Source organism: Aeromonas sp. EERV15 (assembly GCF_900079845.1).
Taxonomy (GTDB): Bacteria; Pseudomonadota; Gammaproteobacteria; order Enterobacterales; family Aeromonadaceae; genus Aeromonas; species Aeromonas sobria.
Window position 1 is genome coordinate 44,340 of the sequence record NZ_FKKY02000009.1, and the last position, 19,725, is coordinate 64,064.

At 57.1% G+C, this 19,725-nt stretch carries 19 protein-coding genes; 10 read left to right on the forward strand and 9 right to left on the reverse strand.

What is annotated here, in order from left to right:
• Positions 1–38: 38 nt before the first annotated feature.
• The 3 genes from BN4575_RS09510 to BN4575_RS09520 form a co-directional block, all read right to left on the reverse strand.
• Positions 39–1,679 (reverse strand): methyl-accepting chemotaxis protein, encoded by a 1,641-nt coding sequence (locus BN4575_RS09510; protein ID WP_068978005.1) that lies wholly within the window; start codon positions 1,677–1,679, stop codon positions 39–41.
• A gap of 173 nt (positions 1,680–1,852) precedes the next feature.
• Positions 1,853–2,497: a DsbA family protein gene (locus tag BN4575_RS09515; protein ID WP_068978006.1), complete on the reverse strand. Its 645-nt coding sequence runs from the start codon at positions 2,495–2,497 to the stop codon at positions 1,853–1,855.
• 75 nt (positions 2,498–2,572) lie between these two features.
• Positions 2,573–3,433 (reverse strand): Vmh family MBL fold metallo-hydrolase, encoded by an 861-nt coding sequence (locus BN4575_RS09520; RefSeq protein WP_068978104.1) that lies wholly within the window; start codon positions 3,431–3,433, stop codon positions 2,573–2,575.
• Between the two features lie 126 nt (positions 3,434–3,559).
• Between BN4575_RS09520 and BN4575_RS09525 the strand changes: the two genes are divergently transcribed.
• The 3 genes from BN4575_RS09525 to BN4575_RS09535 all read left to right on the forward strand — a co-directional run bounded on the left by BN4575_RS09525 (position 3,560) and on the right by BN4575_RS09535 (position 6,831).
• Positions 3,560–4,459 carry a LysR family transcriptional regulator gene (locus BN4575_RS09525; protein ID WP_068978007.1) on the forward strand — a complete coding sequence of 300 codons (900 nt, stop codon included), beginning with the start codon at positions 3,560–3,562 and terminating at the stop codon, positions 4,457–4,459.
• Between the two features lie 499 nt (positions 4,460–4,958).
• Positions 4,959–6,020 (forward strand): porin, encoded by a 1,062-nt coding sequence (locus BN4575_RS09530; protein ID WP_068978008.1) that lies wholly within the window; start codon positions 4,959–4,961, stop codon positions 6,018–6,020.
• A 175-nt stretch (positions 6,021–6,195) separates the two neighbouring features.
• On the forward strand, positions 6,196–6,831 hold the full coding sequence (locus BN4575_RS09535) for a murein L,D-transpeptidase catalytic domain family protein (RefSeq protein ID WP_068978009.1): 636 nt from the start codon (positions 6,196–6,198) through the stop codon (positions 6,829–6,831).
• Positions 6,832–6,908: 77 nt separating this feature from the next.
• Here BN4575_RS09535 and BN4575_RS09540 read toward each other — a convergent pair whose 3' ends face one another.
• Positions 6,909–7,340: a universal stress protein gene (locus tag BN4575_RS09540; protein ID WP_068978010.1), complete on the reverse strand. Its 432-nt coding sequence runs from the start codon at positions 7,338–7,340 to the stop codon at positions 6,909–6,911.
• 187 nt (positions 7,341–7,527) lie between these two features.
• Between BN4575_RS09540 and BN4575_RS09545 the strand changes: the two genes are divergently transcribed.
• Entirely contained in the window at positions 7,528–8,283 is a 756-nt protein-coding gene (locus BN4575_RS09545) for a hypothetical protein (RefSeq protein WP_068978011.1), read from the forward strand.
• 14 nt (positions 8,284–8,297) lie between these two features.
• Here BN4575_RS09545 and BN4575_RS09550 read toward each other — a convergent pair whose 3' ends face one another.
• The gene (locus BN4575_RS09550; RefSeq protein ID WP_068978012.1) at positions 8,298–8,750 is read right to left on the reverse strand and encodes an RNA methyltransferase; all 453 of its coding nucleotides are present in this window, start codon (positions 8,748–8,750) and stop codon (positions 8,298–8,300) included.
• A gap of 203 nt (positions 8,751–8,953) precedes the next feature.
• Between BN4575_RS09550 and BN4575_RS09555 the strand changes: the two genes are divergently transcribed.
• The gene (locus BN4575_RS09555; protein ID WP_068978013.1) at positions 8,954–10,045 is read left to right on the forward strand and encodes a PfkB family carbohydrate kinase; all 1,092 of its coding nucleotides are present in this window, start codon (positions 8,954–8,956) and stop codon (positions 10,043–10,045) included.
• Positions 10,039–10,947, forward strand: coding sequence for a pseudouridine-5'-phosphate glycosidase (locus BN4575_RS09560; protein WP_068978014.1), 909 nt, complete (start codon positions 10,039–10,041; stop codon positions 10,945–10,947). Before BN4575_RS09555 ends, BN4575_RS09560 begins: the two co-directional genes overlap by 7 nt.
• Positions 10,948–11,174: 227 nt before the next feature.
• Here BN4575_RS09560 and ushA read toward each other — a convergent pair whose 3' ends face one another.
• Positions 11,175–12,899, reverse strand: a complete 1,725-nt coding sequence (ushA, locus tag BN4575_RS09565; protein ID WP_068978015.1) for a bifunctional UDP-sugar hydrolase/5'-nucleotidase UshA — start codon at positions 12,897–12,899, stop codon at positions 11,175–11,177.
• 576 nt (positions 12,900–13,475) lie between these two features.
• Here ushA and frdA point away from each other — a divergent pair.
• The 4 genes from frdA to frdD are packed head-to-tail and all read left to right on the forward strand — an operon-like array spanning position 13,476 to position 16,769.
• Positions 13,476–15,260, forward strand: coding sequence for a fumarate reductase (quinol) flavoprotein subunit (gene frdA / locus BN4575_RS09570; RefSeq protein ID WP_042020383.1), 1,785 nt, complete (start codon positions 13,476–13,478; stop codon positions 15,258–15,260).
• Positions 15,253–15,987: a succinate dehydrogenase/fumarate reductase iron-sulfur subunit gene (locus BN4575_RS09575; RefSeq protein ID WP_042020382.1), complete on the forward strand. Its 735-nt coding sequence runs from the start codon at positions 15,253–15,255 to the stop codon at positions 15,985–15,987. Before frdA ends, BN4575_RS09575 begins: the two co-directional genes overlap by 8 nt.
• A gap of 16 nt (positions 15,988–16,003) precedes the next feature.
• Positions 16,004–16,402 (forward strand): fumarate reductase, encoded by a 399-nt coding sequence (locus BN4575_RS09580; RefSeq protein ID WP_042020381.1) that lies wholly within the window; start codon positions 16,004–16,006, stop codon positions 16,400–16,402.
• Positions 16,403–16,412: 10 nt separating this feature from the next.
• Positions 16,413–16,769, forward strand: coding sequence for a fumarate reductase subunit FrdD (gene frdD, locus BN4575_RS09585; protein WP_042020380.1), 357 nt, complete (start codon positions 16,413–16,415; stop codon positions 16,767–16,769).
• A gap of 142 nt (positions 16,770–16,911) precedes the next feature.
• Here frdD and BN4575_RS09590 read toward each other — a convergent pair whose 3' ends face one another.
• The 3 genes from BN4575_RS09590 to BN4575_RS09600 form a co-directional block, all read right to left on the reverse strand.
• A complete protein-coding gene (locus BN4575_RS09590; RefSeq protein ID WP_068978016.1) occupies positions 16,912–17,697 on the reverse strand; it encodes a substrate-binding periplasmic protein in 786 nt (261 codons plus the stop codon).
• Positions 17,698–17,752: 55 nt separating this feature from the next.
• Complete coding sequence (locus BN4575_RS09595; protein WP_068978017.1) at positions 17,753–18,979, reverse strand: winged helix-turn-helix domain-containing protein; 1,227 nt, start codon at positions 18,977–18,979, stop codon at positions 17,753–17,755.
• 106 nt (positions 18,980–19,085) lie between these two features.
• Positions 19,086–19,679: a TetR/AcrR family transcriptional regulator gene (locus tag BN4575_RS09600; protein ID WP_068978018.1), complete on the reverse strand. Its 594-nt coding sequence runs from the start codon at positions 19,677–19,679 to the stop codon at positions 19,086–19,088.
• Between the last annotated feature and the right edge of the window lie 46 nt (positions 19,680–19,725).

Below are 19,725 nucleotides of genomic sequence, written 5' to 3' on the forward strand. Positions count from 1 at the left end.
CACCTCGCGGCAACCGGGCTGTTTGACTGGCTGATCTATTACACCCTGAAACGACGCACCATCTCCTGCAACTGAGTCGCCAGATGATTCAGCTCGTTACATGCCTGAGACATCTGATTGGCACCGGCGGCCACCTCTTCGGAGGCATGGCTGATATTGACCACGTTACGGTTGAGCTCCTCACTCACCGCTCCCTGCTCTTCGGTGGCCGTCGCAATCTGGATGTTCATATGGGAGATGCTGCTGACCGAGCCACTGATCTGGGAGATGGATGCCCCGGCTTCCCGCGCAGTAGAAACTGTGGTGTTCATCAGCTCCTGACTCTGCAGCATGGTAGTGCCTGCCTGTTCGGCACGCTGCTGCAGCTCGGCAATGATGGTGTTGATCTGGGAGGTGGAGTCCTGAGTCCGTTTGGCCAAGGTTCTCACCTCATCGGCTACCACCGCAAAGCCACGCCCCTGCTCACCGGCCCGAGCGGCCTCGATGGCGGCGTTGAGCGCCAGCAGGTTGGTCTGTTCGGCAATGCCGCGGATCACCTCCAGCACCATGCCGATATTGCGGCTGTCATCCCCCAACTGACGGATAACCACAGCAGTACTCTCGATGGCGCCGGCGACCCGCTCGATACGCTGGATGGAGTCGTTCACCGTCTTGGCCCCAATCTCTGCGGTTTCGCTGGCCGAGGTGGCCGCACTGGCGGCATCGCTGGTGTTACGCGAAACCTCCTGCACCGTGGCCTGCATCTCGTTCATTGCCGTGGCCAACTGGTTCAGCTCGTGCTGCTGGGCACTCATGTTACTGGCCGACTGACGGGCCACCGAACTCATCTCCTCGGTGGCGGAGCTCAGTTGCACCACGGAACCGGAAACCTCACTGACTAGCGTACGTAAATTGTCCTGCATCTCGCCAAATCCTTTGGCAAGGGTCCCCAGTTCATCATTGTTGAACTGTTGCATATCGATGCGGGAGGTCAGATCACCGGAAGATACCCGGCGGGTCTGTTCCAGCAACGCCATCACCGGGTTACGGATCTGACCGGTCAGCAGCCAGGCAATCACCACCACAAAGCCCAGAGTCACCAGGCTGACGATAATGCTCATGGTTCTGGCACTGCTGTAGAGCGCCTCCACATCTTTTGTCATCTGCTCGGCGAGCTCATTGTTGATCTCCCGCAAGCGATAAGATTTGGCTCCCACCTCTTCCAACGCGGCGCGGGTTTCGTTCTTGCGCAAGCTTCTGACCCGTTCCAAATCGCCAGCCGCGAAGGCGCTCATCAGTTGTTCATGCACCGAAAAATACTTGGCACCTGCTGCGACCGTCTGTTCATAGACCTGCTTCTCTTCGGCCGTACTGAATGGTAAAGCCCCATATTTTTGAGCGGCCTGCTCGAACTCCTGCTTGGCCTTGTTGAAGGTAGCGGTACGATCGCTCACCTCTTGCATATCTTTATTCAATCCGCCGATCACCTGGGCCAACTCTGAACGGCGGGCGTCCAGCACGGCAACGTGCATCTGGCTCGCCAAACGGGTAGAAGGCAGCATATTGCCGGTTATGGTTTCGGTATCACCATAGAGCTTTGCTAACTGGCTAATAGAGAACCAGGCCAACCCCAGAACAAGCACGGCCAGAATGGCAAATCCGGCGCTCAACTTCTGGCCGATAGACATGTTTTTGAACATATGAGGGCTTCCTTGAAATGGGTCTTCACTCCCGTGACATCCTCCGGGAATGGTCATATAGAGCATAGCCTGCGCACAGAAAACGGAAGGATTTCATATCGTTTCGGTGCATGCTTAGCTATCGGCCCAAGAGCGGACTCCTGAAGTCACCCCGACCCATTTACCGGAAATTGTCACTTGTTCAAGACGATAAGATGTTGGCGAAATCCATCCGGGTCTCCCAGAAAATCGGCAACGCGGATAGACGTTACTCGACCGTTGTGCAGCAACCCAAGGGTGGGATAGCCCTGACCACCCAGCGGTTTCATCCAGCCCTGACTGTCCGCCAAATGTTGTAACAAGGGAGCCTGCAGATAGGCTTGCTGGAATGCCTCGGCAGCAATCCCCTGCTCTGCCGCCAGCGTGGCGAGAAACGCCGTTTCACCAATCCAGATCCCGTCCCGATAGTGGGATTGCTGGATCCGGTGCAACATCGCCAGACCATCACCCCCCAGTGCCGTGACGGCCAATACCGCACGGATCGGCTGCTCGGAGTCCAACAGACACCCTTCCCGCAGCAGCAATTCGTTGAAATAACGCTCGCCAAAATGCTGGCCAGTCAGCGCTTCGATCCGCTGATCATGGGGGCGCACATAATCACGCAATGCCTCGCCCATCGGCTGACGGCGGCTGCCCAGCCAGAGGCCGCCCGCATGCAGCTCGATCTTGAGTCCGGCAATGGTGGCTGCCGCCTGCAGCAAAGGGGCGGCACCATAGCACCAGCCACAGAGCGGGTCATAGACATAATGGAGGGTGGTTTGTTGTTCGCTCATCTTCATTCTCACGTCAATCTTGGATAAAAAACCGGGCCCTTAGGCCCGGTAAAAAAACACAGGGAGAGCAGGCTCAGTGGCTTACCACTTCATCTCGCCGGTATTGACCTTGGCACCAATGGCCAGACCATCGTCAACCGGCAGTGCCGGATAGGCCTTCTTCAGGGCCTCGATCAACTCACCGGAGTTTTTCGCCTTGGCCAGCTCCTGCTCGAAACGCTGTACATAGTCACGGGTAAAGGTCACAGCGGCAGTGCCTTTGGGCGCAGCGCCCAGGAAGTGGCCCGGTACCACGCGCTCGGGTTTCAGGGCCAGCAAGTTGTCCAGCGCCTTGACCCAGTTGCTGCGGGCAGCTTTGGTCTGGCTGTCCGCCATCCAGACATGCACCCCGTGGTAAACCGGCACACCACCAAAAGCAGTCTTGATGGAAGGGGCCCAGAGGTAGGCATTCGGGGTGTTCATCTCTTTGATTTCAATCTTCTCACCATCCAGCGTCAGGTGGCTGGCAGTCATCACTTGCGGCACGGTCAGGCTCTTCGGTGCGCCCTTGCCGAGGATCGGGCTCCAGTAGCTCAGCTTGGCATCCTTGGTCTGGTTGATATGGTCAACCACATGCTGGTCGGCCAGCACTTTGACATCCGGGAATGCAGCCATGACGGGCTCCAGACCGAAGTAGAAATCGGGGTCACCGGCACTGATATAAACAGTGGTCAGCTTCTTGCCGCTCTTCTTGATCAGGTCGACCAGCGCCTGGCCATTTTGCACGTCGAACTGGGCATCGATCAGGATTGCCTCTTTGTCACCGGTCACCAGTGAGGAGGAGACCGGGAAGATCGCCTTCTCGCCTGGGTTGTAGACGGTCACGCTCAGGGGGGTGGCCAGTGCGGCGCCGCTGAGCAGGGTGGTGGCCAGAGTCAGGTTGCGGATCAGGGTGTTGTTCATCATCTATTCCTCATTAAGTATTCGGGGGTTCATTTGATGGACACAGTGTATTGGATCATTTAGGGTGCAAATACAGCACTAACAGCGCATCACTGTTGCACATATCGAACATATAGAGAGCCATACATGGATCGACTGACCGCCTTGCGGGTCTTCGTCAGCGTAGTCGAACAAGGGAGCCTGAGCGGCGCCGGGGAGAAACTGGATATGTCGCGCGCCATGGTGTCGCGCTATCTGGCCGAGCTGGAGAGCTGGATGGGCGCCCGCCTGCTGCACCGCACCACCCGCCGCCTGAGCCTGACCGGGCCGGGAGAGGAGGCACTGAACCGGGCCCGCGCCATGCTGGCGCTCGGCGAAGAGATGGAGCAGATCGCCGTGAAGGGGGATGACGCCCCCAAGGGACAACTGCGGATCACCAGCAGCTACTCCCTGTCAGAAGCGCTGCTGGTCGGGGCTGCCAACGACTATCTGGCGCAATACCCGGGGACGGCCATCGACATTCTGCTGCTCGACAGAACCGTCAATCTGGTAGAGGAGCGGATCGATCTGGCGGTGCGCATCACCAACGACCTCGACCCCAATCTGGTGGCACGCCGTCTCGGCACCTGCCACTCGGTAGTCTGTGCCAGCCCGGCCTATCTGGCCCGTCATCCGATGCCGCACAAGGTGCAGGATCTGGCGCTGCACAACTGCCTCACCTACACCTACTTCGGCAAGAGCCTGTGGGAGTTCAATGGCCCGGATGGCCCCGAGTCAGTGCCAGTCAGCGGTAACCTGAGCGCCAATATCTCCAACCTGCTGCTGGAGGCGACGCTGGGCGGCGCCGGGATCAGCCTGCAGCCTCGCTACTCGGCCCAGCCCTATCTGGAACGAGGAGAACTGGTGCCCCTGCTGACCGACTGGCAGCCCAAGCGGCTCGGGGTCTACGGGGTGTATGCCACCCGCAAACAGATGTCGCCGCTGCTGCGCAGCTTCCTCGATTTTCTGCTGGCCCGCATGGCGGCCGATCCCATCTGGCAGGAGTGAGTTCATCCCCTTGCAACCTTGTGAACCGGCAAACTCAGAGACGCGCGCGCTCATTGAGCCAGTGATCGCCATCGGCTTCACTGGCCGCCTGTAAACCGGAAGGTTCATCAGGTGTCACGGCGATCCCACTGACCTTAACGGCCCACCCAAACCGCTAACACAGTGAAAAACGTCCAGTAACCGCACAGGATCTTGTTGTGCCTCGGTTCAATGCGCCTGAAAAATGGCCAAGGCCACTACATCTATGCGATTCAAACCTTGCTTGCGCCATGAGCTCACATCTCGCGCTTTGTCGATAAAAACAGCGTTACTTGGTGTAACGGTATGTGAAGGGGCTTGCACTTTGGTCATAACAACAAACTCATCAATGGGTAACCCACCTCTGATTCAGCTCCAGTCAAGGTTAATGGCTCTACCTTGTCCCCATCGGCTCTAATCCGATCACACATCAACAAGGACCGGTACAGGTCCATGTGTTTACATCAGAGGAATAAAGTTTATGAAGAAGTCTGCACTGACTATCGCCATCTCCAGCCTGCTGCTGGCAAGCGGCGCCCATGCTGCTACCGTCTACAACCAGAACGATTCCAAGCTGGAAATCGGTGGCCGTGTTCATGGCATGTACTACGCAAGCGAAAATGACGCCTCTGAAGGCGACAAGAGCTATTTCCGTCTGAATATGCGCGGCGAGACCAAGGTTGCCAATGAGCTGACCGCATTTGGTTTCGGCGAATACAACATGGAAACCTCAGGTGCAGACAACAACGAAGTGCGTTACGCCTTTGTAGGTATGAAGCACGACCGTTTCGGTACCTTCAGCTACGGCCGTCAAGATGGTCTGTTTACGATCGTAAACGACTACACCGACGTGCTGCCTGAGTGGGGCGGTGATGGCCTGGGTAAAGGCACCGACGTCTTCGGCACCGGCCGTACCAATGGCGTTGCCAAGTATGTATTCAACCAGAATGGCCTGACTTTTGGTGTACAGATGACTGGCGAAAACACCGCTGCTGACTCTGACAAGCTGGGCACATGGTACAAAGGCTCTGACCAGGGTTATGCAGTAGTTGCTGCCTATGATTTCGATATGGGCCTGGGTCTGTCTGCCGCTTACAACCAAGCTCGCAAGACTGATGATCAAGTCCGCAAAGCAGCCTTCGGTGGCAACGACGATGCGATGCTGATGGGCGTCGGTGCCAAATATGCCATGGGTGACCTCTACCTGGCAGCGACTTACTCCCACGGTGAGAACCACCAGTTCGTCAACGGTGGTTATGCTGACCAGCACGACGGTTATGAAGCCGTTGCTCAGTACACTTTCGGCAAGTTCAAGCCCTCTGTAGCCTACCTGCGCACTGACGTGCAAGACACCGCTAACGGTATCGACGATACCCTGACCGAATATGTCTCCATCGGTGCTTGGTACAACTTCACTAGCAACGTCAAAGCTTATGTAGATTACAAGATCAATCTGCTGGACGAAGTGGGTTCAACCAACAAATCCAAGCTGGGCCAGAAGACCGACGATACCGTTGCTTTTGCCCTGCAGTACAACTTCTAAGCAATTGGAAGTCAGTTATACCCTGTGAAAGCAATGTCTACTGTTTGAATTACTTCCGGCCGCTCTGCGGCCGGTTTTTTTATTGCGCCTTTTCAGCCCCTTGCATATAACTATCAAGCGGATCGGCTGTCGTATCCGCGTGGTTGGCAGGGAGTACAAAAGGAGATATTCACGGATGATGCAAGTTCGCGGGAACAGAGGCTGGCAAAGTGGGTGGCTGCTGTTGCCACTGCTGTGGATGTCGCTCATCTGGAGCAGCACGGCAGATGCCAGCTGGGATCAGAGTCTCTATCGTCAGCTGGGTCTGGCAGGCAAGCTGGATAAACAGACCTTTCGCCAAGCACTCAACAGTTATCAAACCGTGCGCCACAAGCGCAAACCCATTCTCACCATCATCGATTACAGCAAGCCATCCACCCAGCGCAGGCTGTTTGTCATCGATATGAAACGCCACAAGCTGCTCTATCACACCTGGGTCAGTCATGGCCGCAACTCGGGTGAGCTGGCCGCAGAGCGCTTTTCCAACCAGCTCAACTCCCGACAAAGCTCCCTCGGCGTCTATCGCACCGCTGAAACCTATCTGGGCAAGCATGGCTACTCTCTGCGGCTGGACGGCCTCACCCCAGGCAAAAACAGCAATGCCCGCAAACGTGCCATCGTGGTGCACGGCGCCACCTATGCCAGCCCGACACATCTGCGCAAATATGACAAGCTCGGCCGCAGCTGGGGTTGCCCCGCCCTGCCCAAAGAGCAGGCCCGAGCCATCATCGACACCATCAAGGGTGGCAGTGTCATCTACGCCCACGGCTAGCGGGCACAGAGCCAGAAAACGCAAGGCCAGCAATCGCTGGCCTTGCTTGTTACGCTTGTCACACTAAACGGGGCGCGTTATTGGCGCACCACCAGTACCGGGCAGGGTGCATGGCGCACCACAGATTCAGCAACGCTACCGACCAGCAGATGGCTGATACCTGAACGGCCGTGGCTACCCATCACTATCAGATCCACCTCATCATCCTTGGCCTGAATGACGATCTCGTCGGCGGCACGACCAAAGCGAATATCAAAGGTGGCAGGGATCGGCAGGGTTGCAACCAGCTCTTTAAGCTGCGTTTTAGCCTGACGCTCCATCTCATGGGTAATTTCCACTGCCGTCATATGCAGAATTTTGTAGCTGTCAAAACCGTGCAGTTGATCAACCACGTGGATCAGCTTGAGCTGGGCCTGATGGCTCTGCGCCATAAACACGGCATAGTCGAGTACCGCACGAGACATTTGGGAAAAATCGACAGGACAGAGCAGAGTTTTAATTGATGGCATAATGCAGTCTCCTCTACTGATTGGGGTGCTATTGAATCTTTACTCGATCATAACGATCCGACTGCAAATAACCCTCGACCCTGTCGCAAAATGAAGATGAGAGATTTTTTCTCCGCATAACCACAATAGATGCCATGGTATAAATCAGGCTATCCGGTTTTCCACTCACACAAGGCCTGCCCTGACCATGTTGCGCATCGCCTGCCTGTTGCTCTGTTGTCTCTGTGGCTCTTTTAACTGCCGCGCAGCATCTATTGATGTCTATTGCGATGACTGGCCCGGCTTTTGCCAACCGGATGGCAGAGGTATTTATCTCGATCTGGTTCGTGCTATCTATCAACCTCATGGTTATCAGGTCATCCCCCATATCGTGCCTTATAAACGGGCTCTGGCGGTGATAGCCAAAAAAGGGGGGGATATGGCGATGGGGGTTTATCGCGATGAAGTCACCGGTGTCCGACAACCTCGCTATCCCGCATCAGCCGATGACCTGACCGTGTTCATGCTCAAAAAATGGCAGCCAAAGTGGCAGGGGGAAAAAAGCCTGCAGGGACAATCTGTGGTATGGCGACGGGGCTGGGCATTCGACAAATACATTACTGTCACCATGCAGTGGCATGAAATCGATAGCGATGAGATGGCTCTGCAGCTACTCGGCAAAGAGCGCTATCGCTATTACCTGACTGCCGGCGTGCTCTATGCGAAAGATGACATTCCCCCCAACCTGCATCGCGCCTTCCTGCGCTGGATCCCGACCTACCCCATCTTTGCCGACACCACCCAAGGCAACCGGATGATGCAACTCTGGGATAATGGGATGGTTGAGTTGATCCGCCGCGGGACTCTGGCTGAAATCTATAAACACTATCAGCTCTATGACTACTACCAAGGATTTATCAGGGAACTGGAACAGAAAGCAGCCGCCAACCCGACACCAGAATGATAGCCCTGTGCTAATTACGCCCCCCTCATCCCCTTCGCCAAGCGGTCATAGAGGATCACATTGACCGAGGCGGCCAGATTCATGCAGCCCTGAGTCGGTACATAGACCACATCTTGCACCGCCCCGTAGAGCGCAGGATCGAGGGTGCCATCCTCAGGCCCGAAGATATAGAAGGCGCGCTCGGGATGGACATAGTCGGGCAACGCAGTGGCCCCCTCGATGAGATCGACCACCACCGGCACGCATCCCTGCGGGATAAACGCCATCAGGTCATCCACCCCGAGCAGCGGGATCTTCTCCACCATCTGTTTGGTATCGGTGGCAAAGCGGCGCGCCAGCTCGAAGCGGTTGCCGGTGTAGTAGACCTCGTCCACCCCGTAGCAGCCCGCAGCCCGCATCACGGAGCCGACATTTTCCGGGGACTTGGGATTGACCAGCCCCACACAGCAGAATGCACTCTTTTCCATCATCTCTCCTCATCTTGTGGCGGCCATTATAAGCAGCAACGGGACCACCGACCCGTTAAAAGTACCCTGCCAGGCTCAACCGCTCACCAACCCATCGCTGATGGCGATTTTTTGTGCGTCAATCGACAAATTTTGTACAAGCCGATAGCCAGCAAACGTTTATCGGAAATAATAGACAAACGTTTGCAAATGGATAGTTATCTATGACGACGCGTGAACAAGAGATCCTCGCCCTGCTACGCCAGGACCCCATGATTGCCCAGCAGGATCTGGCCGATCGCCTTGGCATCAGCCGCTCCGCACTGGCCAGCCACATCTCCAGCCTGATCCGGCAGGGGTATGTGCAAGGCAGAGGCTATGTGTTGCGAGAAGGCCCCTACGTGGTGGTGATCGGTGGTGCCAATATGGATATTTGCGGCACCAGCCACGACAACCTGCTGCTCGGCGACTCCAACCTTGGCAAGGTGCGTACCTCGGCGGGTGGAGTTGGCCGCAATATCGCCGAGAATCTGGCGCGGCTCGGTAGCGATACCCGGCTGCTGACCACGGTCGGCAACGACCAGTATGGTCACCATCTATTGGAGGTGAGCCAGCGGGCTGGCGTCGATGTGCGCCAGACCCTGGTGCTCGATGGCCACACCACCTCTTGCTACCTCAGCCTGCATGACGGCAGCGGCGAAATGAGCTGTGCCATCAATGATATGGCCATTATCGAGCAGCTCACCCCTGCCCGCCTAACCCCGCTCGGTGGCTTTCTCGGCGGTGCCCGGCTCTGGGTACTCGACACCAATCTGGCCATCCACACCCTCGACTGGCTGTTCGAACGGCAGGGGGATCACGCCATCTTTGTCGATACCGTCTCGGTAGCCAAGGTGGAGAAGATCCGCCCCTGGCTTGGCAAGATCCACACCCTCAAACCCAATCGCAGCGAGGCCGAGCAGCTGTGCGGCATGACCATCGCCGGGCCCGAAACCTGGCCCATGGCGGCCGCCTGGTTCCACCGCGCCGGGGTCAAGCGGCTGTTCCTCAGTCTGGGTGAACAGGGGATCTTCTACAGCGATGGCGAGCAGCAAGGCCACCTGCCAGTGCTGGGCAGTCCGGTACTCAACGTCACCGGCGGCGGGGATGCCTTTATGGCTGGCCTCGCCCACGCTTGGCTGCAACAGCTCGACATCGCCCAGACCACCCGCTTTGCCCTGGGCTGCGCCGCCCTCACCGTCAATTGTTCCGATACCGTTTTTTCCGGTCTGAGCAAGACCGCCGTTGACCGCATACTGGAGGAGTACTCATGCTGAACGCTTACCTCGATATCCAACCGGAAGTTGCTGCCGCGCTGGCCGCTGGCAAACCGGTGGTCGCCCTCGAATCCACCATCATCTCCCACGGCATGCCCTATCCGCAGAACGTGGAGACGGCCCGTCAGGTGGAGCAGGTGGTGCGCGATAACGGCGCCATTCCGGCCACCATCGCCATCCTCGACGGCCGCCTCAAGGTGGGTCTCGATGCCGGTGCGCTGGAAGCGCTGGGCCGGGCTGGCCACGACGTGACCAAGTGCAGCCGCCGCGACATTCCATTCGTGCTGGCACGCAAGGGAATGGGGGCCACCACGGTCGCCTCCACCATGATCATCGCCGCCATGGCGGGGATCCGGGTCTTTGCCACCGGCGGTATCGGCGGGGTACATCGCGGCGCGCAGGAGACCTTCGATATCTCGGCGGATCTGCAGGAGCTGGCCCAGACGCCGGTAGCCGTGGTCTGCGCTGGCGCCAAGTCGATCCTCGATATCGGGCTGACCCTGGAGTATCTGGAGACGCAAGGCGTGCCGGTGATCGGCTATCAAACGGGCGAGCTGCCCGCCTTCTACACCCGCGAGAGCGGCTTCAAGGTTGATTACCGGCTCGATACCCCGGCCGCCATCGCCGAAGCGCTGCGCCTCAAGTGGGAGCTGGGACTGGCGGGCGGCGCCGTGGTGACCAACCCCATCCCGACCGCACACGCCATGCCTAAGGCCGATATCGATGCGGCCATTGCCCAAGCGCTGCGTGAAGCAGATGAGCAGGGGATCAAGGGCAAGGCGTCAACCCCCTTCCTGCTGGCCCGCGTCTGCGAACTGACCGGCGGCAACTCGCTCGCCGCCAATATCCAGCTGGTGCTGAACAATGCAGCGCTCGGCGCGCGGATCGCCGCAAACCTGTGATGCAACGCGGTGTAAAACGCCATGTAAATAGGGCCAGGCAGCCATACTCGACCAATCAGTGACAGCCATGTCAGAACATTGATGAAGAGTGATAAAAGCGTCAGGTCACGCAAGAGAAACAAGGCGAAAAAAATCCCCAAGTGATACTTGGGGATTTCTGTATATCAGAGACAGACCACTGGCAGCTCTTTAGGGCTGCATCAGGGACGACAAGTCCCGATAACGAATCAGTTACACCCTTCGCTAGAAGTGGAGTTCAGGTAGCTCACTTCGTTGGCTGGCTGGTAATCAGCCACATTGATGACCTTCTTGATCTCGATGTACTCCTTCAGCACTGCGGCATCCACCAGCCCGGCGTTGATGGTATCGATCTTCGGATAACCGTCACCACCAGAGGCGCTGAAGCTCGGGATAGCGAAGCTGTAGGTCGCAGCCGGATCGAAGGCCTTGCCACCAACGCTGGTGATATTGACGCTCTTGGCCTGGCAGTCTACCGCCATGTTGATACCACCAAACTGGGCATAACCGCCGGTGTTGCGGGTCTTGGTAGCTACCTTACCCAGATAGGTCGCCAGATCGCTCCCCTTCAAAACCGCTTTGTTGACTGTGTTGCCAAAGGGGTGAACCAGCAGCACGCTGCGATAGGTGATATCACCGGCAGGGATGCTGTCACGCACGCCACCGGAGTTAACGATGCCAAAGTCGGCCGCCAATTTGCTGGTAGTGGCAGTGGTAATGAGGCGCCCAAGGTTGGTCTGCTTGTTGCGAACCGAGTTGCGATCACCAACCAGCAGGCCGTCGGTAGAACCTATGAGCACATTTAGCTCCTGCTGACCTTTATCTTGGTATTTCTGTAGCGTGCGATAGAGATCAGGATCCTTGGTAATCTCTTTTTGTACCCACTGCATCAAGGCTGGATTTAATGTGGCCTTGCCCTGGCTGTCGATAGGCTCACCCTTAGCGTTACGCTTGACAAGGTTGACCGGGATCAGCTCATAGCTGGTCAGGGTCAACTTGCCATTTTGGTAGTCAAACTGGGCACGGCCCACATATTTACCCCACTCGAAAGCCTGCATGATCCAGGTGCCCTTCTGCTGGTCCGGTTGGCAAGTATCACCCGGTTGAAAATTGGCGTACTTGTTGATTGTGCTCGGCTCCATGCAGACCGGATTCTGGGAGTGGCCACCAATAATGGCATCCAGGGTACCCGCAGGAAGGGCGCGAGCCATCTCGACATCACCCGGTGCATTGCTGCCATGCTGACCATTCTCGTAATGGCCCATATGGGTGATGGCGAAGACCAGATCGGCTTCCTTGTTGCTGCGGATCTGCTGACCCAGTTTGGCCGCTTCGCTGGTCGGATCGCGAAACGCCAGGGTTTTCACGTTGTCAGGATCCACCAACTGGGCAGTATCCTCGGTGGTCAGGCCCAATACAGCGACCTTGAGACCACTCTCCAGCGTGAACACCTTGTAGGGGTCAAAATAGTGCTTACCGCTGGCTTTGTCGTAGATGTTGGCCGACAGCATGGGGAACTTAGCCCACTCACGCTGCTTCTCCAGCACAGTGAGGGGGTTGTCAAACTCGTGGTTGCCCACTGCCATGGCGTCGTAGTGAATGCTGTTCATCGCCATGAAATCTGGCTCAGCATCCTGCAGGTCGGATTCAGGCACCCCGGTGTTGACATCACCACCAGAGAGCAACAGCACCTCGCTGCCAGCGGCCTTGGCCTCGGCCCGCAGTCGATCGACCAGGGTCTTCTGGGCAGCCATGCCGTACTCGTTTTCTGCGTTGTGCCAGAAACGGCCGTGGGTATCGTTGGTGTGCAGTATGGTCAGTTTGCAGACATTATCGGTGCAGGGCGTAGCAACGCCATTGGCAGAGGAATTGCAGCCAGTCAGTGCAGCCAGCACGGTCAGAGCCAAGCTGCCTTTGATAAAGTTATTATTCATTTCCATATCACCTTGATTATTATGTTATTTAACAACTCTGTACTGAGGTTGGTTGCCAATTGGGTTGCCAATATAACAAACTGCAGATGACCATTTTTCATCGATGACCCACAAATTCTACTAATTGTGATCTTCGACCCAAGATCCTGTCTGCCACTCATTTCCTGCGACATCATGGCTCTCGTTATCCACTTGTGGCCTTAAGCCCCTGCTTGATGGTCGACATTGGATTACTTATTTTCATGGCAAATACAAATGATAACTATTGTCAAACGAGTGACATAATTAAAAACTTAAAATTTTTTTGAAAATACCTAAAAAGAGAGGCAATTCGCATTTTGTTGAAAGAAAACTACGTATAATCTTGGGGTTAAAGTATTCATAGCAAGGTGTTTAACTGCTCAGCAACACCATAAATGGCGATAATAACGACATTTTCATCCAGGGATTTGGGTGTTTTACAAAAAAACCAGTAAGAAAAACGGACTAAAACCTAGCAGTTTGACTTGCATCAAGCCTGAATTTTTTTCATAGAGCAAAATTGTGCCCAGCAAATCTATCCCTAAGGAGGCAGATGTGGATATTATCAAGACCGATGTTGCCATCATCGGTGCCGGTGGTACTGGCCTGCGTGCCGCTATCGCCATTGCAGAAGCCCATCCGGAACTCGAAATCGCCCTGATTTCCAAAGTCTATCCGATGCGTAGCCACACAGTGGCTGCGGAAGGCGGTGCTGCAGGCGTAGTACGCGATGACGACTCCCTCGAAAACCACTTCAATGACACCGTTTCCGGTGGTGACTGGTTGTGCGAGCAAGACGTGGTCGACTACTTCGTCAACAACGCGACCAAAGAGATGGTCCAACTTGAGCACTGGGGTTGCCCCTGGAGCCGCAAGCCGGATGGCAAAGCCAACGTGCGTCCTTTTGGTGGAATGAAGATCCCCCGCACCTGGTTTGCAGCAGACAAGTCCGGTTTCCACATTCTGCATACCCTGTTCCAGACCTCTATCAAATATCCGACCATCAAGCGCTTCGATGAGCACTTCTGTCTCGATTTGATCGTGGATGATGGCCGTGTGCAAGGCGTGCTGACCTTTGACATCCAGAACGGCATTACCCGTTTCATCCAGGCCAAATCCGTGATTATGGCTACCGGTGGCGCAGGTCGTGTATACCGCTACAACACCAACGGTGGCATCGTCACCGGTGATGGTATGGCGCTGGCTTATCGTCACGGCGTACCGCTGCGTGATATGGAGTTCGTCCAGTATCACCCGACCGGCCTGCCAGGCACCGGTATCCTGATGACCGAAGGTTGCCGTGGTGAGGGTGGTGTTCTGCTGAACAAAGATGGCTACCGTTACCTGCAAGACTACGGCTTGGGCCCGGAAACACCGATTGGCCAGTCAAAAAACAAACACATGGAGCTGGGTCCCCGTGACCGTCTCTCGCAGGCATTCTGGCAAGAGCAGCAAAAAGGCCGCGTGATCCAGGGCCCGATGGGCGACGTGGTTCACCTTGACCTGCGTCATCTTGGCGAGAAGTACCTGAAAGAGCGTCTGCCTTTCATCTGCGAGCTGGCCAAGGCCTACGTGGGTGTGGATCCGGCCAAAGAGCCGATCCCGGTACGTCCGACTGCCCACTACACCATGGGTGGTATCGAGACTGACAACAAGTGCGCAACCCGCATGCCTGGCCTCTACGCCGCAGGCGAGTGTGCCTCCGTCGGTCTGCACGGTGCCAACCGTCTGGGTTCCAACTCGCTGTCCGAGATCGTGGTATTCGGCAAGCTGGCTGGTGAACAGGCTGCCGAATTCGCAGCGACTCAGCAACACGGCAATACCGAAGCACTGCTCGCCAAAGCCGAAGCGCTGATCAAACAGCACCTCTCGCTGATGGACATCGACGGCACCGAAAATCCGGCGGATATCCGCAACGAATTGGGTCTGTCCATGGAAGCCGGTGTCGGTATCTACCGTACCGAAGAGCTGATGCAGGGCACCATCGACAAGATTAACGAGCTGAAAGCCCGTTACAAGAAGGTCAAGATCAACGACAAGTCCTCTGTCTTCAACACCGACCTGCTGTACGCCATCGAACTGGGCTACATGCTGGACGTGGCCGAAGCCATGGCTCACTCCGCCATCAACCGTAAAGAGTCTCGTGGTTCCCACCAGCGTCTGGACGGTTATGAAGAGCGTGATGACGTGAACTTCCTCAAGCACTCTCTCTCCTTCTACGCACCGGAAGGCGCCCCGACCATCGATTATTCCGATGTGAAGATCACTAAATCCCAACCGGCCAAACGCGTGTACGGTTCCGAAGGTGAGAAACAAGACGAGGCTAAGAAGAATGGCTGAGATGATTGAAATTGAAATCCTGCGCTACCGCCCGGAGCAGGACAATGAACCCTGGATGCAGACCTTCCAGGTACCGTACCTCAGAGAGATGTCTCTGCTGGATGCCCTGCAATACATCAAGGATCACCTGGACTCTACCCTGAGCTTCCGCTGGTCCTGCCGGATGGCGATCTGCGGCTCTTGCGGCATGATGGTCAACGGTGTACCCAAGCTGGGTTGCAAAGCATTCCTGCGCGACTATCTGCCAGGCAAGATGACTATCGAGCCGCTCAACAACTTCCCGATTGAGCGTGACCTGGTGGTCGACATGTCCGATTTCATCGAGAAGCTGGAGAGCATCAAGCCCTACATCATCCCGAGCGAACCGCGCAGCCTGTGTGATGGCGAATACAAGCAGACCCCTGCTGAAATGGCCAAGTATCACCAGTTCTCCCAGTGCATTAACTGTGGTCTGTGCTATGCAGCCTGCCCGCAATATGGCATCAACAAGCAGTTCACCGGTCCGGCAGCACTTGCTCTGGCCTATCGCTACAACGCCGACAACCGCGATGGCGCGTCCAAAGAGCGGATGAAGATCATCAGCCAGGACGAAGGCGTCTGGGGCTGTACCTTCGTTGGCTACTGCTCGGTAGTCTGCCCGAAAGGTGTGGATCCGGCCGCAGCCATCCAGCTTGGCAAGGTCGAAAGCGCCAAGGACTACATGATCGCCATGTTCAAGCCAGATTGAGATCAGGAATGAGACCATGAACAACACCAATAGCAAACGTAAGCCTTACGTCCGCGAAATGAAGAAAGACTGGTGGCTAAAGAGCTCCTTTTACACCAGTTACATGATCCGTGAAGGCACCAGTATCTTCGTCTCCATCTATGCCGTCGTGCTGATGTGGGGCCTGATGCGTCTGGTTCAGGGTCAGGAAGCGTTCAACGGCTGGCTGGAATCCCTGCAAAGCCCGATCGCCATCCTGTTCCATGTCATCGCCCTGGCGGCGTGCCTGTTCCATGCCAAGACCTGGTTCGCCCTGGCGCCGAAAGCCATGCGTATCTTCCGTGGTGAAGACCTGGTGCCAGAGAAGCCGATCGTACTCGTCCAATATGTGGCGCTGGCGGTGGTTTCCCTGCTTGTCCTGATCATCGTGGCCTGAGGAGAAAACAATGAGACGTTCTGACGAACCAATTTACTGGGGTCTGTTTGGTGCGGGTGGCATGGTCGTTGCCATGCTGCTGCCGGTCATTGTCCTCATCACCGGTCTGCTGGTACCCATGGGTATCATGGACGTAGAAACCATGAGCTTTGATCGCGTGCACGCGTTCGCTAGCTCCTGGTGGGGTGCCTGCATCCTGCTGGTGATCATCGCCCTGCCAATCTGGCACGGCATGCACCGTATCTACCACGGTCTGCACGATCTGGGGATCCACACCACCAAGCTGCACCACTATGTGTTCTATGGCTTTGCCTTCCTGGTATCTGCCATTACCGTTGGTCTGCTGATGGTGCTGGTATTCCAGTAATCACCGAGCATCTAACTGATTGACCAAACCGGGCCTCGTGCCCGGTTTTTTATTGTCCCTGATTAACCAAAAGGGCCAGCCGGTTCGCACCGGCTGGCCCTCTGTTCATCTGCGCCCACAGACTGATTGCAGCGCTTCGCGGTTACTCCATCGGTGACAAGAAACGGCGCATCACCTCGTCGGCATGCCCCCCTTCCTGAAATGCTACCAGCGCCTGATTGAGGGTGTTCACCAGTTCATGGGCGCGGGGGGAGCCCTTGCTCACCAGCAGATAAAATCCCTTGCGACCGGGATGGGCGAGATGCAGCAACCCGCTCTCGCTGTGGTAGATGCCAAGGCTGATGCCGCTCATCAGCGGCTCTATTTCACTCGGCAGAAAGTCACAGCGATCCCGCTCCATCATGTCCAGTGCCTGCTGCAACTGCTTGACCCGGCGTGGCTCCTGCGCCAACCCATAGGGGGTGTAGTTGTAGCCGATTACCCCGCACACCCGGGAGCGGTTGACCGTCTGCAGATCCGGTGGCTCGGGGAAACGGCGTTTGAGATAGAAGAAACCGAGGTGGGTGTAATAGAGGGGCACGCTGTAGAAGGCAAACTCGGCCCGCTCCGGCTTGTAGCTGGCATCCCAGGTCAGCTCACACAGACCATTCTGGCGATAATCCGCCAGCTCCTGCTGCACTCGCGCCCAGGGCAGATAGCGGATCTGGTGCGACAATCCACCCTTTTGCAACGCATCGAGCACTAGCGTGGTGGCCGAACCGGTGAGGCGGCTGGTATCGGGCACCCCATCCTTGCGCTCCCAGTAGGTAAAAGGGGCCCACTCGTTGCCATCCCCCAGACAGATCTGTACCGGCTGCTCCTGCCCCCATAACGCGGGGGACAAGATGGCTATCGCCAATCCAGCCCACCATGTTCCCGCTCGCTTCATCTCCTGCTCCCGAACTGTTTATCCCCCTTGCAGCTTAGCCCAGAAGGGATAGACCTCACTTTGCAGGGGCGCTTTCATGCCACAACGCCAGCAAATTGGCTGGAATGGCACCATAACGCAGCTGCGGCGTCTGGTGCCAGTCAGCCAGCTTTTGCAGGGCTTTCGCCAGATCCTGTGCAAGCTGGCGGGTCACTCTCACCCCGGCTTCCAGGTAGAGGCTCTTGATCTCGAAGATCCCCTGCTGGCGATGGGCCTTGGCATCCATCCTGCCCACCAGCTTGCCGCGATGTAGCAGTGGCAACACGAAGTAGCCGTACTGGCGCTTGGGGGCCGGGGTATAGCACTCGATGCGATAGTCGAAGTTGAACAGTTCACTGGCCCGTTTGCGATCCCACACCAGCGGGTCGAACGGCGACAAGGCCGTGGTATGGGTTGCCTTGAGGGTGCCCGCCTGTGCCCTTGCCAGCTCATCGGCCAGAGATGCATGCACAAAGGCACCGTGCTGCCACCCCTCGACGCGTACCGGCAACAGTTCCCCCTCGTCCGCCAGCTGATGGAGCAGGGCGTCGTACTTACCGCGCCGCAGCCGGTAGTAGTCCGCAACCCAGCCTGTTTTGACCAGCCCCAACGCCCGACAGCTGGCGCGCACCATATCCCGCTGCGCCAGCTCGACGCTCGGCAGATCCCGCGGGTCGTCCCACTCGGGGATGACCCGCTCGGCCAGGTCATAGACTCGCTGAAAGTTGCGCCGCTCCCGCACCATCAGCTGACCGGTGGTAAACAACACCTCCAGATGGCGCTTCTCCGGCTTCCAGTCCCACCAGCCGCTCCCCTTGCCGGTTGTGCGTTCAAAGTCGGCCGCCCGCACCGGGCCATGCTGACGAATGCGCTCGATAAGCTGGCCGATCTCCTGCTGATGGGTGGCGAGCCAGTTGGCCGAAAACTTCCAGCCCATGGCGGCAGGGTCGAGCATCCGGTGGCGCAGCAACCGGTAATCTTCGCGGGGAACGAAACAGGCCTCGTGGGCCCAATATTCGAAGATCTCGCCGTCGGCCAGCAGTTGCTCCAGCCAGCGCGGTTCATAGTGACCAAGCCGGCTGAACAGCACCAGATAGGGGCTGCGGGCCACCACCGAGATGGTATCGATCTGCAGCAGCGCCATGCGGCGAATGGTGGCCAGCAGATCGGCCGGGGTCGCCTTGCTGCGACGGGGGGCCAGCAACCCCTGCGCCTCCAGCTGCAGATGACGAGCATCTTGCAGTGACAAATGGGTAATCGACATCAACAACCGCTCCCTGGTATCTGGCCATCGCACGCCCGGCTGGTGGCCAACAAAACCGGGGGAGGCACCACGCTAGCGCGCCTCCCCCCCTTGTGTGCCTGCGCAGCTATGAGTGGGCCGGGGGCAAGACCAGCTGATTGACCACCTGCATGATCTCTTGATAAGTGGCCTCGACCGTCTCGGGGGTCGGCTCCAGAATGAGATCATCGGCATAGCCGTTGATGAGCGAGGTGATCTGGCGCGCCAGTCGCCGGGCATCGCCCGCCACAAACTCGCCACTGTCGATCCCCTTTTGCAGGATCTGCTCCAGCACCTCGCGCCACGCCAAAATGATTTTGCGGTAGCTCTCGGCAAACACAGGGTCGCGCAGTGACTCGTTCCAGGCATCCAGATAGATGGCCCAGGAGGCATCCTGACTGGTCGGCAGGTTGTCCCGCACGAACAGCGGCAACGCTTCGCGGGCAGGCAGCGGCAATAGCCACTCCCGCTGCTCGGCTATCTCCTGACTGGTGAAACGCTCCACGGCGCAGAGGCAGAGCTCCTTCCAATCCTTGAAATAGTGGTAGACGTGGCTGCGCGCCAGACCGGTACGTTCGGCAATATCACGGGTTGACGATGCCGCCATCCCCTTCTCTCGAAACAGGGCCAGTACGGCCTCGATGATCATCTCTTTACGCTGTTCTGCTGATGGGCGTGCCATCTGACCTCCTGCGATACCAATCGATCTGCTTGACTTTGAGCGACCG

What these genes read in the sequence shown, in the direction of transcription:
- BN4575_RS09525 (WP_068978007.1), top strand. Translation starts at nt 3,560, where the DNA reads ATGGATCGACTGACCGCCTTGCGGGTCTTCGTCAGCGTAGTCGAACAA.
- BN4575_RS09550 (WP_068978012.1), bottom strand. Translation starts at nt 8,750, where the DNA reads ATGGAAAAGAGTGCATTCTGCTGTGTGGGGCTGGTCAATCCCAAGTCC.
- BN4575_RS09600 (WP_068978018.1), bottom strand. Translation starts at nt 19,679, where the DNA reads ATGGCACGCCCATCAGCAGAACAGCGTAAAGAGATGATCATCGAGGCC.
- BN4575_RS09555 (WP_068978013.1), top strand. Translation starts at nt 8,954, where the DNA reads ATGACGACGCGTGAACAAGAGATCCTCGCCCTGCTACGCCAGGACCCC.
- BN4575_RS09515 (WP_068978006.1), bottom strand. Translation starts at nt 2,497, where the DNA reads ATGAAGATGAGCGAACAACAAACCACCCTCCATTATGTCTATGACCCG.
- BN4575_RS09520 (WP_068978104.1), bottom strand. Translation starts at nt 3,433, where the DNA reads ATGAACAACACCCTGATCCGCAACCTGACTCTGGCCACCACCCTGCTC.
- ushA (WP_068978015.1), bottom strand. Translation starts at nt 12,899, where the DNA reads ATGAATAATAACTTTATCAAAGGCAGCTTGGCTCTGACCGTGCTGGCT.
- BN4575_RS09540 (WP_068978010.1), bottom strand. Translation starts at nt 7,340, where the DNA reads ATGCCATCAATTAAAACTCTGCTCTGTCCTGTCGATTTTTCCCAAATG.
- BN4575_RS09535 (WP_068978009.1), top strand. Translation starts at nt 6,196, where the DNA reads ATGATGCAAGTTCGCGGGAACAGAGGCTGGCAAAGTGGGTGGCTGCTG.
- BN4575_RS09510 (WP_068978005.1), bottom strand. Translation starts at nt 1,679, where the DNA reads ATGTTCAAAAACATGTCTATCGGCCAGAAGTTGAGCGCCGGATTTGCC.
- BN4575_RS09575 (WP_042020382.1), top strand. Translation starts at nt 15,253, where the DNA reads ATGGCTGAGATGATTGAAATTGAAATCCTGCGCTACCGCCCGGAGCAG.
- BN4575_RS09595 (WP_068978017.1), bottom strand. Translation starts at nt 18,979, where the DNA reads ATGTCGATTACCCATTTGTCACTGCAAGATGCTCGTCATCTGCAGCTG.
- frdD (WP_042020380.1), top strand. Translation starts at nt 16,413, where the DNA reads ATGAGACGTTCTGACGAACCAATTTACTGGGGTCTGTTTGGTGCGGGT.
- BN4575_RS09530 (WP_068978008.1), top strand. Translation starts at nt 4,959, where the DNA reads ATGAAGAAGTCTGCACTGACTATCGCCATCTCCAGCCTGCTGCTGGCA.
- BN4575_RS09545 (WP_068978011.1), top strand. Translation starts at nt 7,528, where the DNA reads ATGTTGCGCATCGCCTGCCTGTTGCTCTGTTGTCTCTGTGGCTCTTTT.
- BN4575_RS09590 (WP_068978016.1), bottom strand. Translation starts at nt 17,697, where the DNA reads ATGAAGCGAGCGGGAACATGGTGGGCTGGATTGGCGATAGCCATCTTG.
- BN4575_RS09580 (WP_042020381.1), top strand. Translation starts at nt 16,004, where the DNA reads ATGAACAACACCAATAGCAAACGTAAGCCTTACGTCCGCGAAATGAAG.
- BN4575_RS09560 (WP_068978014.1), top strand. Translation starts at nt 10,039, where the DNA reads ATGCTGAACGCTTACCTCGATATCCAACCGGAAGTTGCTGCCGCGCTG.